This is a genomic window from Neobacillus bataviensis LMG 21833, from assembly GCF_000307875.1.
Taxonomy (GTDB): Bacteria; Bacillota; Bacilli; order Bacillales; family Cytobacillaceae; genus Neobacillus; species Neobacillus bataviensis.
Genome location: NZ_AJLS01000119.1, coordinates 1 through 12,668 on the forward strand (window position 1 = coordinate 1; position 12,668 = coordinate 12,668).

Below are 12,668 nucleotides of genomic sequence, written 5' to 3' on the forward strand. Positions count from 1 at the left end.
TTGACTTATCGTAGGGCGGAGAGCGAAGGACACTAGCCGCTAGGGCGCTGGAGCTGGAAATAAAAAAGAAACCCGGTTTTTATAAACCGGGTTTCTTGATGTTTATTTTGTTATCTTTTCTTCTTCAGCCTTTTTTTGGAAATACTCTTCAGCCACTAGGTCAATTTCCTTTTTGAGTTCCTCTACCATATCCGCTTCAGGAACCTTGCGGACGATTTCACCCTTTCTAAATAACAAACCTTCTCCGCGGGCACCGGCAATCCCGATATCAGCCTCACGAGCCTCACCAGGGCCGTTTACGGCACAACCAAGGACAGAAACCTTAATTGGTGCTTTGATAGTTGAAATATATTCTTCAACCTCATTTGCAATACTAATTAGGTCAATTTCAATTCTTCCACAAGTTGGACAAGAAATTAAAGTGGCGGCATTGGAAGAAAGACCAAATACTTTTAACAGTTCTCTGGCAACTTTTACTTCTTCAACAGGGTCGGCACTAAGAGAGATTCGAAGCGTGTTCCCGATTCCCTTACTAATAATGGCTCCTAACCCTGCAGCACTTTTAACTGTACCGGAGAAAAGCGTCCCAGACTCTGTAATTCCTAAATGCAATGGATAATCAAAAGCACGAGCCGCTTTTTCGTATGCTTCGATGGCAAGATTGACATCTGATGCCTTCATAGACACAATAATGTCGTGGAAATCTAAATCCTCAAGAATTTGAATATGATGTAGCGCACTTTCAACCATTCCATCCGCTGTTGGATAGCCATATTTTTCAAGAATTTTCTTTTCTAGAGATCCTGCATTTACGCCAATCCGAATAGGAATGCCCTTTTCTTTAGCCGCTTTAACGACCGCTTCGACCTTTTCCCGTTTTCCAATGTTTCCGGGATTGATTCGGATCTTATCGGCTCCGCCCTCAATTGCTTTAAGCGCCAATTTATAATCAAAGTGAATATCGACGACAAGCGGGATGTTGATTCTTTTTTTGATTTCCGGAATTGCATTCGCCGCACGTTCATCAGGGCATGCCACCCGAACAATTTGGCAGCCTGCTTCCTCAAGGCGTTTTATTTCGGCTACGGTTGCCTCAACATCATGGGTTTTTGTTGTTGTCATGCTTTGGATAATGATTTCATTACTCCCGCCAATCGTTAAATTTCCCACTTTTATTGGTCGGGTCTTCGTGCGATGTATAATTTCACTCACGTGGAATTCGCTCCTTTAAATTGGAATTCGAATCATAGGTTAATAAACAATTCGATTCTATTTTATCAGTCAACTGCTAATTTTGACAACAATATGCATCTATCCACTTTAGTTTGAGTAATCAGGGAAATGATATGTAGCCCCGATTTGAATTTTTTCAGGAGACTGTTCTGGATTTAGTTCTCGAAAGTCGTTTATTAATTCTGTAATAGAAACTGGAAGTGGGTTATTTAATTCGTGCTCGACAATCGATATCACGGTTTCACCGGGCTTTACTTTCGCTTCAAATGCAGGAATGTCCGATTTTGGTCCTTTTGTTTCTCCCTTTGTCACTACTTTTGCATCAACCTGTTTAGTAGTGGAAGTAGGAAGGGTGCCAATGGTGAGATCAAAATAAATGACATAAAGGACTAAAATGGCAACTAGAAAACTAAATAACTTTTTCATCGGACAAGCCTCCATCATGGAATGTTTGTATATTCCTATGCTTGTCCAATCCTAAAAAGAACGCCTACCAAATAAAAAACGCCCAATATTTCTGGGCGAATTTCTAGCTTGCTTTTTTCGGTTTTGGCATTTCATTTATGGCTAAGGCTAAAACAATAATTGCTACAAACCAATTAATAACGAAGCTGTTTGGCACGGAAGTCTTCATCGCAGCCATAACGGTGAAAAATACGGTTGGCAGGGTTTCACTATATGCAGCCATTCTCCATAATTGCCGGTAGTTTAGTTTTCTGCCTAATAGATTTTTAATGGCTAGACCAAACAGTGCTAAGACAGATACTTCGATAAAACTTGATGCGCTTGATAACAAATAAATTAACAGGGACACCACAGGGATAATAATTCCCTTCATTGAGCTAATCTTATCAGTAAAATGAAGGAAGTCGTCCTTTGTGATGTGAAGCCCTTCTAACATGGAATAGGGATAGGTATCAATCCTGCCACCTGAAGAGAGAACAAATTCATTTTTCAAAAGAGCGAATGCATTTCCTTCATTCTCCACATCCGCATCAGAGATGACTCCAGTTGGATCAATAATAATGGTGAAGTCATCCTTATCAATTGTAACCGGTACTTTCGTCTTTGCCGAAAGTACACCGTTTTTTATCGAAAAATCGGGTGCTTTATCCTCTATAATGGTCCTTGCAGAATCTATTCCGGAAGAAAGTGCAGTACTCATATAAATGACGGATGGAAGTATCGAAATAAAAGTAAGGAAAAAGACATATAAAATTGTTTTTCCAATTCCTTGAAAACGAAATAAGGCTATATCCTTTGGGGAGTAAATGCTTTTATAAAATTGTTTGAAAATATTCATTGTGGACCACCTTTATGCAGATTCAATCTCTATTGTAGCTTGTGCAATCGTTATATACAAGGAAGAAGAAAGGTTTTCAATAAAGGTAAAAGCCACCTTTAATGGGTGGCTGTAAAATCTAATTCAGACCGCAAATTTCAAATGAGCAATTTTGGCAATCTACTTGCTCTTTTAAAAAGCTTAAATTCTTCACAGTAAACTTTTGATTTTCATATGAAATAATGTCTTTCTGGCGAAGTTCCATCAAGGTGCGTTGAACGACCTCTCTTGTTCCATAGGTTAAATTGGCTAATTCTTGATGTGTTAATGGCAGATCTATGAGTATGCTATCCTCTGACTTCACTCCATATGAATTACAGAGGCGAATGAGGATGGAGTATAAACCTCCCTTTTTTCCGTTCATAATTAAGTCCTGACACTTCATCTGTGCCTTTAAGTAACCGGTGCTTAACCAAATTACAAGTGCGCTCATCGCTTCGGGGTCTGCTAAAATAAAATCCTCAAATTGCTCTTTTTTAATATACAGGAGTTCACAGTCTGTTAGTGTTTTGGCATAAAATTGATAGTGAGGGGCAGCTTTAAATAGCTGGTACTCAACCATTAATTCATGGTCGTTTAAGATTTTTAAAATAAAATCCTTCCCGCGTAAGTGGACCCTGCCAAGGGCGATACTGCCTTTAAGCAATAAGTAAACATATTCAACAGAATCTTTTTCTTGAAATAGAACTGTACCAGATTTAATTCGTTGAATTGGCTCACTTTTTCGAAAAAATTGTTCCAATAAATTATATATAGAAATGGTGCTTTTTTGCATAACTATCACTCCCTAATCAACCCTTCAGCTTGATTTAAATGAATTATTAACATCATGTCAATATGGCGTTTACATGATTTGGAAGGGGGATAAAGGGATTATGACTAAAATCGTTGACAGCATGCTGTTTTGGTGAAGCATGACAATTTTTCGAAATCTTACTAGGCTCTACAAACTTGGAATAAATATCTGTTTATGGGGCATTGTATTTATGGTGGAGACTAAGCATTAAATTTGAAACAATGAACAAATTTTGGTATCTTTAGACTAAAGCTTTAGAAATATTCTTAAAAAGTAAGAATTACTAAAGCCTAAAAAATTATCCGTACATAGGAGGAATTTATTATGGCATTTGAATTACCGAATTTACCTTACGCAGAAGATGCACTTGAACCACACATTGACAAAGAAACAATGAATATTCACCACACTAGACATCACAACACATACGTAACAAATTTAAACAATGCATTAGCTGGTAATGAAGAATTACTTTCTAAATCAGTTGAAGAAGTAATTGCTAATTTGGATGCGGTTCCAGAGGCTGCACGTACTGCAGTTCGTAACAATGGCGGCGGACACGCTAACCATTCTTTATTCTGGCAAATCCTTTCTCCAAATGGCGGCGGCGCACCTGCTGGTGAATTAGCTGACGCAATCAACAGCAAATTTGGCAGCTTCGAAAGCTTTAAAGAAGAGTTCGCTAAAGCAGCAACTACTCGTTTCGGCTCTGGCTGGGCATGGTTATCTGTAAACAATGGTGAATTAGAAGTATCAAGCACTCCTAACCAAGACTCCCCACTAATGGAAGGAAAGACTCCTATCCTTGGTCTTGATGTTTGGGAACATGCATATTACTTAAAATTCCAAAACAAACGCCCTGATTATATCGGTGCATTCTGGAATGTAGTTAACTGGGACGAAGTTTCTAAGCGTTACAGCGCAGCAAAATAAATAAAATGAAAAGAGGCAGCCACTGGCTGCCTCTTTTCGTTTTCCTAAAATATTGAATAAGAACCATCGCCTAGATAAAGACTACCCTTATACAAAGGGGAGTTTTTTTATGGCAAAAAAATTTAAGATTTTAGGTGATGTAGAATTAACCAAGGATTTATCACTTTTGCTGATTATTGGCGGCTTATATTCATTGAGTGTAGCCTTATCGAACACATTTGTGAATATTTATCTTTGGAAACAAACAGGAAAATATTCGGATATCGCCCTTTACAACCTCTCGATTGTTGTTTTGCAGCCGTTAACGTTTATCCTAGCGGGGCGTTGGGCAAAGAAAATCGACAGGGTTATAGTTCTTCGAATCGGAGTTATTTTTTTGGCACTGTTTTATCTTGCGGTATTAATCTCGGGGACAAAGGCTTCCACTTACCTGCTATTATTGGGAAGCCTGCTTGGAATTGGGTATGGTTTTTATTGGCTCGCCTATAATGTGTTAACGTTTGAAATTACCGAGCCTGAGACAAGAGACTTTTTTAATGGATTTTTAGGGATTTTAACCTCGGCGGGCGGGATGATTGGCCCATTAGCTGCCGGCATTATTATCACTAGATTTGAAAAATTTACGGGATATACGTTTGTGTTTGGTTTGTCATTAGCTTTATTTGCACTGGCTGTATTTATGAGCTTTTCACTAAAACGAAGACCCGCTTCAGGAAAATATTGCTTTAAGCGGATCATTGAAGAAAGAAAACTAAATGAAAATTGGCGTCTCATTACGAATGCCCACTTTTTTCAGGGACTTAGAGAAGGGACGTTTTTATTCGTTATCTCCGTGTTTGTCTTTATTTCGACAGGCAGTGAAATGGCATTAGGAACATTTGGACTAATCAATTCGGGGATATCCTTTGTTGCATATTATTTTGCTTCAAGGATGATTAAAAAAAATTATCGTAAAAAGGCTATTCTGATTGGCGGCATCATCCTTTATGCTGCAGTCCTGCTGATCGTTTGGGATTTGAATTTTACAAAATTGTTAATATACGCGGCAATGATTGCGGTGGCCTATCCACTTTTGCTTGTCCCGTATCATTCTACTACATATGATGTGATTGGAACTGGTTGGAAAGCAGCGGAAATGCGAATTGAGTATATTGTGGTTCGTGAGATTTTCTTAAATATAGGGCGGATCGTTTCTATTCTTGCCTTCCTCGCTGCGGTTACTTGGTTTAATGAAGCGAAAAGTATTCCGATCTTACTGTTGTTTATAGGTGCTGGTCATTCGGTCATTTATTTTTTTATAAAGCGGGTACAATTACCCGAGGTGAAAATGCGATGAGTATCTTATTACTCATCGCATTTTTTTTTATAAAAGTAGGATTACATACGTTTCCGCTTTTCTTTAAATTGGTAAGTGTTATTCATAGATATATCGGACAATATCTTATAAAATAGAGAAAGTTATGTGGAGCATTGTATAAAAGGAAGTGTATATAGATCTTGGTTAATAATAAAAAGAAAAAAAAGAAAACACATGTCCCGTTTCGTTTGAACATGGTGTTTTTTGTTGTATTTGTGCTTTTTTCCATCCTGATCCTTCGCCTGGGTGAATTACAAATTGTCTTTGGTGATGATTTTAAACGTGAAATTCAGCGGACAGAGGATATAACCGTTAATAATCCTGTTCCTAGAGGGAAAATGATTGACAGAAATGGGAAAGTTATCGTTGATAATACCCCGTTAAATGCAATTACTTACACAAAGTACCAAAATGCTGATCAAAAGAAAATGCTTGAAACAGCTGCGAAATTAGCGAAACTAATAACCAAAGATACCTCAAAAGTTCCTGTTCGTGATAAAAAGGATTTTTGGATCATTAAACATCCGAAAGAAGCAAAGGCAAAAATCACGAAAAAAGAATGGAATTTATATGATCAGAAAAAATTAGATGATAAGCAAATTTATAAATTGCAGATTGACCGGGTTACAGATGCCGAAGTAGATAGTATTCAAGGGGAAGACCTTGAAACACTTGCAATTTACAGAGAATTTAATAGCGGTTATGCCTTAACACCACAAATTGTCAAAAATAAAGATGTAACTCCTGAAGAATTTGCCGTTGTCAGTGAAAATTTAGAAAACCTCCCTGGGGTTGATACCACAACGGATTGGGAGCGAATGTACGCATTTGGCAATACATTAAAATCAATATTAGGAGATGTTTCAACTACTGAAGCAGGTATTCCAAAAGAACAAGTAGAAAAATATTTGGCACGTGACTACAGCCGAAATGACCGGGTTGGAAAAAGTTATCTTGAGCTTAAATACGAAGATGTTCTCCATGGTCAAAAAGCAAAAGTAAAAAATATAACAGATAAGTCAGGGAAAATCATCTCTTCCGAAGTTCTTTCGGATGGCAAGCGGGGAAAAGACCTTGTCCTAACTATAGATATGGATCTGCAGCAGCAGGTTGAAAAGATTATTGAAGAGGAAATGTGGAGTGCAAAGCAAAAGCCCGGCACCGCTCTTTTGGATCGTGCCTTTGTGGTATTAATGAATCCTCACACTGGGGAAGTGTTATCGCTTGCTGGAAGACAAATTAGCAAGGATGATGACGGCAAAACGGTCATGAAGGACTTTGCCGGCGGTAATATTACTACATCCTATAACGTGGGTTCTGCTGTTAAAGGAGCAACCATTTTAACCGGGTATAAAACAGGGGCCATTAGCCCAGGGCAGTACCTAGTTGATGAGCCGTTAGTATTCAAAAATACTAAGCCAAAAAAATCCTGGAAGACATTTGGATCCATTAATGATCTTAGAGCATTACAGGTTTCATCCAACGTGTATATGTGGAAAACGGTCATTGCTATGGGACACGGAAGGTATGTTCCGAACGGTCCACTTTTAATAGACGCGAAGAAGACGTTTAATACGATGCGCCAATCCTTCGCGCAGTTTGGTTTAGGAACGAGGACGGGGATTGACCTCCCGAATGAAATGAGCGGTTTTCCAGGTTCAGATGAACAGGCCAGTTTAGCTCTGGATCTTGCGATAGGGCAATATGATACGTATACACCCATCCAGCTTGCACAGTATGTTTCTACAATTGCGAACGGTGGAAATCGTGTACAGCCGCATCTTGTCAAAGAAATCCGCGAACCAATTATGGAAAATAATGAATTAGGTCCGATTGTGGAAGAAATCCAACCGAAAGTGCTGAATCATTTAGATATGAAAGACGAATGGATCAAGCGGGTTCAAGAAGGTTTTCGAATGGTTATGGCGGTTGGCGATGGTACGGGCGTTGGTACCTTTAAAGGTGCTGCCTATAACCCTGCTGGTAAAACAGGAACGGCACAAGCGTTTTATGACGGTCCTGTTAAATCGCAAAAGAATACAGATGTAATGAACCTAAGCCTTGTAAGCTTTGCGCCATTCGATAATCCAGAAGTGGCTATGGCCGTTGTTGTCCCATGGGCTTATCAAGGAAATACTGGCCCAAGTGTTAATATGACAATTGGCAAGAGAGTGTTAGATGCCTACTTCGACTTGAAAAAGTCACGTTCGCTCAATGAGGGATCTCAAGGTACTGAGCAGCAACCAAATAATGCTGATACAACTCAAAACACCCAGCAATCCGGTCAATGATAATGAATAGAACACCTGTCTCAAATTTGAGATAGGTGTTTTTTTTACATACAAAGTAATCATTTTGAGAACTATATTTAATAGAATATGTAACCTATTGTTAGTTAAGCCAGAAAATCGATGAAATTTGTCGAATTTACAAAAGAACAATGTATATTTACAAAACCTTTACAATTCCTTAAAACGCAGTTTACAGTTATACCGTATTCTTATTCATGTAAGGCAGACAAACATCATCACCATCAAAAACCTTAGGGGGAATAAAGGAAATGAAAAGTTTGAAAAAATTAAGCCTACTTACAATATTGGCAGCGTTAATGATAGTTATGGCTGCTTGTGGTGGCGGTACATCAACAGACAAAACAACAGAAACTGACAAATCAGCAGCGCCAAAAACGGAAAAGAAAGAAATTTCAGGCTCGCTATCCATTTCTGGTTCATCTGCAATGCAGCCATTGGTAGCAGCAGCAGCTGAAGAATTTATGAATGAAAATCCAAAAGCTGATATACAAGTACAAGCAGGTGGTTCTGGTACAGGCCTATCACAAGTTTCTGAAGGATCTGTACAAATTGGTAACTCAGACGTATTTGCTGAAGAGAAAATTCCTGATAAAGCAAGTGAGCTTGTTGATCACAAAGTAGCTGTTGTGGGTATGACTGCAGCGGTTAATCCTAAGGTTGGTATTAAAGATATTAAAAAAGCAGATTTAATTAAAGTTTTCACAGGTAAAATTACAAACTGGAAAGAACTTGGCGGAAAAGATCAAAAGATCGTGCTTGTAAACCGTCCTGATTCATCTGGAACACGTGCAATATTCAATAAGTTTGCACTTGATGGTGCAACACCAGCAGAAGGAATTACCGAAGATTCTTCTAACACAGTTAAGAAAATCATTAACGAAACAGATGGTGCAGTTGGTTACCTTGCATTCTCATACTTCACTGATGATTCTGTAACACCACTTGCAATTGATGGTGTAGAACCAACAGAAGAAAATGTACAGTCAGGTAAATTCCCAGTATGGGCATACCAACATTCATACACAAAAGGTGAAGCAACTGATTTAGCAAAAGCGTTCCTTGACTACTTAATGTCAGATGATATCCAAACTACTTTATTAAAAGAACAAGGATATCTTCCTGTTACAAAAATGAAAGTAGAACGCGATGCAGAAGGAAATCAAAAGAATTTATAAATGATGTAAATGAATAAACGGGGTAAATGCACTAGGCATTTACCCCATTACGACGTATTTCAGGGGAGTTTGGTTCATTATGGAAAAAATAATTCCTGCAAAAGAAAGATTGTTAAAATCCTCTAAAAATAGGCTGGACGGGGAATTACGCGGAAAGATGCTAGTGATTATATGTGCCGTGATTATGATTTCCGCAACTATATCCATTACCATTTTTCTAGGCACAAAGGGGTTGCAATCTTTTATTAAAAATGGTGTCAGTCTTATTGAGTTCTTAAGCAGTACGCATTGGAATCCTACCAATCAAGCCAATCCGGAATATGGGGCATTACCGTTTATTTTCGGTTCATTTGCTGTAACATTCCTTTCAGCGCTGGTAGCAGCACCATTAGGGATTGGCGGCGCGATATTCATGACAGAGATTGCACCATCATGGGGAAGAAAAATATTACAGCCAGTCATTGAGCTATTAGTTGGAATTCCATCTGTTGTTTATGGATTCATCGGGCTTACAGTATTAGTTCCATTTATAAGGGAACATGTGGGTGGACTAGGTTTTAGTTTGCTTTCCGGAATGATTGTGCTATCGATCATGATTTTACCAACAATCACGACCATTGCTACGGACGCAATAAGTTCATTACCCAAATATTTACGAGAAGGTTCTTACGCTCTTGGCGCGACTCGTTGGCAAACTATTCGAAAAGTGTTGATCCCTGCTGCACTCCCATCACTAATGACGGCAATTGTTTTGGGGATGGCTCGAGCATTTGGTGAAGCATTAGCCGTTCAAATGGTAATCGGGAATGTAAGGAATTTACCATCAAGTATTTTGGATGCTTCCGCTACGTTAACAACAATTATTACGTTAAATATGGGTCATACAACTTACGGAAGTGTGGAAAATAATACACTTTGGTCGATGGGGTTAATTTTATTAGTTATGTCGTTTGCCTTTATTTTACTCATCCGTTATCTTTCATCAAGGAGGAAGCTGTAATGAAAAGTAAAACAGCTGACCGAATTGCAACCGGAGTATTTGTTGCTATTGCCATTATTATCATTTCAATTCTAGTTGGATTATTTTCTTATATTTTAGTCAATGGATTTAAACACATTTCATGGGAGTTTTTAACTACACCTTCAAGCAATATCCGTGCGGGTGGAGGAATTCGCGACCAATTATTTAATTCGTTTTATATTTTACTTATTACTATGATTATTGCTATTCCCCTTGGGATTGGCGGGGGAATCTATATGGCAGAGTATGCGAAGCCGGGAAAAGTAACGGACATTATTCGCTCCTGTATTGAAGTTTTAGCATCACTGCCCTCTATCGTAATAGGAATGTTCGGATTATTGATGTTTGTTAACATTACTGGTTGGGGATATACGATTTTAGGAGGTGCCTTAGCACTGACAGTCTTTAATTTGCCTGTTATCGTGCGTGTAAGCGAGGACTCTATTCGTAATGTTCCTCGTGAACTGAAAGAGGCCAGTCTTGCCTTAGGTATTACTCATTGGCATACAATAAAAACCGTACTATTACCTAGTGCTTTTCCATCAATATTAACGGGGATTATTCTTGCAGCAGGGCGTGTGTTTGGAGAAGCAGCAGCATTATTATTTACAGCAGGACTTTCAACACCAAGACTTGATTATACAAATTGGAATCCATTTTCGGATCAATCTCCTTTAAATATATTTCGTCCAGCTGAAACGCTCGCTGTACACATTTGGTCTGTCAACACACAGGGGTTAATTCCCGATGTTGAAGCGGTTTCCAATGGTTCGGCAGCTGTGCTAGTCATTTCAGTCTTACTATTTAACCTGTTAGCTAGATGGATTGGAAGTATCATAACTAAGAAAGTGACTGCAACTAAATAAAGGGCAGGTGAAAACGGATGGTTACAACTTTATTGGAAAAGGAAACGGCAGAACAAACTATGCAATCAACCGTCCAGTTGCAAATGGATAATATATTAAAAGTAAATAATTTAGAAATTTTCTATGGTGAAAAACGTGCTGTAAACGGTATTTCCATGGATATTGAAAAAAATTCTGTAACAGCTTTGATAGGACCCTCCGGCTGTGGAAAGTCAACGTTTTTAAGAAGCGTCAATCGAATGAATGATCTGATCCCCGGTGCAAGAGCGCAAGGTGAAATCCTTTATGAGGACATTAATATTTTGTCAGAACAAATCAATGTGGTCGCATTACGAAAAGAAATTGGGATGGTTTTTCAGAAACCAAATCCATTTCCTAAGTCAATATATGAAAATATAACGCATGCCCTGAAGTTCAGTGGAATCAAAAAGAAAAGTCAGCTAGATGAGATTGTCGAGGAAAGCCTGCAAAAGGCGGCATTGTGGGATGAAGTAAAAGACAGACTCCATAAATCTGCCCTATCGCTTTCGGGCGGCCAGCAGCAGCGTCTTTGTATTGCAAGGACGATTGCGATGAAACCGACTGTAATGCTCCTTGATGAACCATCTTCGGCGCTGGACCCTATCTCGAACTCAAAGGTAGAAGATTTGATCGTTGATTTGAAAAAGGATTATTCGATTATCATTGTCACCCATAATATGCAGCAGGCTTCCCGCATATCCGATAAAACAGCCTTCTTTTTAAGCGGTGATTTAATTGAATATGATGCTACAGAAAAAATCTTCACCAATCCTTCTGTCAAGAAGACGGAAGAATATATCTCAGGAAGATTTGGATAAGGGGGAAATGGAATGACAATTCCAACATTGACCAGAGAAATATTTGATGTTAAGAACTTAAATTTATGGTATGGGGATCATCATGCACTAAAGGGCATCAACTTTCCGATTAACAAAAAAGAAGTAACGGCGATCATTGGACCATCAGGATGCGGAAAATCCACTTTTATTAAGACACTCAACTTGATGATCAATATGGTTCCTAATGTTAAAATGACCGGGGAAATTAATTTAAACGGAAAAAATATATTAGACGAGAAAAACGATCTAGTTGAACTTCGCAAACATGTTGGTATGGTTTTTCAGAAAGGAAACCCCTTTCCACAATCTATTTATGACAATGTCGCTTACGGTCCAAGAGTTCACGGAATCAAAAAGAAGAAGCACCTTGATGAGCTTGTCATCAAATCATTAATGGATGTGGCTTTATGGGAAGAAGTAAAGGATCGTCTGTCTGCACCTGCTCTTGGTTTATCAGGCGGGCAGCAGCAAAGGCTGTGCATCGCGAGAGCCCTAGCGACAAAACCGGATGTTTTGTTAATGGATGAGCCAACATCTGCCTTGGACCCGATTTCAACCTTGAAAATTGAAGAATTGATATTAGAATTGAAAGAAAAATATACCATAGTCATTGTCACCCATAACATGCAGCAAGCATCGCGCGTTTCGGATAAGACTGCCTTCTTTTTGATGGGTGAATTAATCGAATTAGATTCAACATCTACTATTTTTTCAAATCCAAAAGATTCACGTACTGAGGGTTATATTACAGGAAGATTCGGATGAAGAGGTGG

General features: G+C 38.6%; 12 protein-coding genes. 8 read left to right on the forward strand and 4 right to left on the reverse strand.

Going from position 1 to position 12,668, the window contains the following annotated elements; genetic code table 11:
- Positions 1-102 precede the first annotated feature (102 nt).
- From ispG to BABA_RS16300, 4 genes are all read right to left on the reverse strand, one after another.
- Positions 103-1,203, reverse strand: a complete 1,101-nt coding sequence (gene ispG, locus BABA_RS16285; RefSeq protein ID WP_211214193.1) for a flavodoxin-dependent (E)-4-hydroxy-3-methylbut-2-enyl-diphosphate synthase — start codon at positions 1,201-1,203, stop codon at positions 103-105.
- A gap of 117 nt (positions 1,204-1,320) precedes the next feature.
- A complete protein-coding gene (locus BABA_RS16290; protein ID WP_007086311.1) occupies positions 1,321-1,659 on the reverse strand; it encodes a hypothetical protein in 339 nt (112 codons plus the stop codon).
- Between the two features lie 103 nt (positions 1,660-1,762).
- Positions 1,763-2,536 carry a DUF1189 domain-containing protein gene (locus BABA_RS16295; RefSeq protein ID WP_007086312.1) on the reverse strand — a complete coding sequence of 258 codons (774 nt, stop codon included), beginning with the start codon at positions 2,534-2,536 and terminating at the stop codon, positions 1,763-1,765.
- A gap of 118 nt (positions 2,537-2,654) precedes the next feature.
- Positions 2,655-3,350: a Crp/Fnr family transcriptional regulator gene (locus tag BABA_RS16300; RefSeq protein WP_007086313.1), complete on the reverse strand. Its 696-nt coding sequence runs from the start codon at positions 3,348-3,350 to the stop codon at positions 2,655-2,657.
- A 345-nt stretch (positions 3,351-3,695) separates the two neighbouring features.
- Here BABA_RS16300 and BABA_RS16305 point away from each other — a divergent pair, with 345 nt between their 5' ends.
- From BABA_RS16305 to pstB (BABA_RS16340), 8 genes are all read left to right on the forward strand, one after another.
- Positions 3,696-4,304, forward strand: a complete 609-nt coding sequence (locus BABA_RS16305) for a superoxide dismutase (RefSeq protein WP_007086314.1) — start codon at positions 3,696-3,698, stop codon at positions 4,302-4,304.
- Positions 4,305-4,413: 109 nt separating this feature from the next.
- Complete coding sequence (locus tag BABA_RS16310; protein WP_007086315.1) at positions 4,414-5,640, forward strand: MFS transporter; 1,227 nt, start codon at positions 4,414-4,416, stop codon at positions 5,638-5,640.
- Between the two features lie 215 nt (positions 5,641-5,855).
- Positions 5,856-7,952 carry a peptidoglycan D,D-transpeptidase FtsI family protein gene (locus BABA_RS16315; protein ID WP_051186059.1) on the forward strand — a complete coding sequence of 699 codons (2,097 nt, stop codon included), beginning with the start codon at positions 5,856-5,858 and terminating at the stop codon, positions 7,950-7,952.
- 269 nt (positions 7,953-8,221) lie between these two features.
- Positions 8,222-9,148 carry a phosphate ABC transporter substrate-binding protein gene (locus tag BABA_RS16320; RefSeq protein ID WP_007086317.1) on the forward strand — a complete coding sequence of 309 codons (927 nt, stop codon included), beginning with the start codon at positions 8,222-8,224 and terminating at the stop codon, positions 9,146-9,148.
- A 79-nt stretch (positions 9,149-9,227) separates the two neighbouring features.
- Positions 9,228-10,148 (forward strand): phosphate ABC transporter permease subunit PstC, encoded by a 921-nt coding sequence (pstC, locus tag BABA_RS16325; protein ID WP_007086318.1) that lies wholly within the window; start codon positions 9,228-9,230, stop codon positions 10,146-10,148.
- Positions 10,148-11,035 (forward strand): phosphate ABC transporter permease PstA, encoded by an 888-nt coding sequence (pstA, locus tag BABA_RS16330; protein WP_007086319.1) that lies wholly within the window; start codon positions 10,148-10,150, stop codon positions 11,033-11,035. Before pstC ends, pstA begins: the two co-directional genes overlap by 1 nt.
- Positions 11,036-11,094: 59 nt before the next feature.
- Positions 11,095-11,874 (forward strand): phosphate ABC transporter ATP-binding protein PstB, encoded by a 780-nt coding sequence (pstB, locus tag BABA_RS16335; RefSeq protein ID WP_007086320.1) that lies wholly within the window; start codon positions 11,095-11,097, stop codon positions 11,872-11,874.
- Positions 11,875-11,886: 12 nt separating this feature from the next.
- The gene (pstB, locus tag BABA_RS16340) at positions 11,887-12,660 is read left to right on the forward strand and encodes a phosphate ABC transporter ATP-binding protein PstB (RefSeq protein ID WP_007086321.1); all 774 of its coding nucleotides are present in this window, start codon (positions 11,887-11,889) and stop codon (positions 12,658-12,660) included.
- Positions 12,661-12,668: the final 8 nt, after the last annotated feature.

What these genes read in the sequence shown, in the direction of transcription:
- BABA_RS16320 (WP_007086317.1), top strand. Translation starts at nt 8,222, where the DNA reads ATGAAAAGTTTGAAAAAATTAAGCCTACTTACAATATTGGCAGCGTTA.
- pstC (WP_007086318.1), top strand. Translation starts at nt 9,228, where the DNA reads ATGGAAAAAATAATTCCTGCAAAAGAAAGATTGTTAAAATCCTCTAAA.
- BABA_RS16295 (WP_007086312.1), bottom strand. Translation starts at nt 2,536, where the DNA reads ATGAATATTTTCAAACAATTTTATAAAAGCATTTACTCCCCAAAGGAT.
- BABA_RS16290 (WP_007086311.1), bottom strand. Translation starts at nt 1,659, where the DNA reads ATGAAAAAGTTATTTAGTTTTCTAGTTGCCATTTTAGTCCTTTATGTC.
- BABA_RS16315 (WP_051186059.1), top strand. Translation starts at nt 5,856, where the DNA reads ATGGTGTTTTTTGTTGTATTTGTGCTTTTTTCCATCCTGATCCTTCGC.
- pstA (WP_007086319.1), top strand. Translation starts at nt 10,148, where the DNA reads ATGAAAAGTAAAACAGCTGACCGAATTGCAACCGGAGTATTTGTTGCT.
- BABA_RS16300 (WP_007086313.1), bottom strand. Translation starts at nt 3,350, where the DNA reads ATGCAAAAAAGCACCATTTCTATATATAATTTATTGGAACAATTTTTT.
- BABA_RS16310 (WP_007086315.1), top strand. Translation starts at nt 4,414, where the DNA reads ATGGCAAAAAAATTTAAGATTTTAGGTGATGTAGAATTAACCAAGGAT.
- pstB (WP_007086321.1), top strand. Translation starts at nt 11,887, where the DNA reads ATGACAATTCCAACATTGACCAGAGAAATATTTGATGTTAAGAACTTA.
- BABA_RS16305 (WP_007086314.1), top strand. Translation starts at nt 3,696, where the DNA reads ATGGCATTTGAATTACCGAATTTACCTTACGCAGAAGATGCACTTGAA.
- pstB (WP_007086320.1), top strand. Translation starts at nt 11,095, where the DNA reads ATGCAATCAACCGTCCAGTTGCAAATGGATAATATATTAAAAGTAAAT.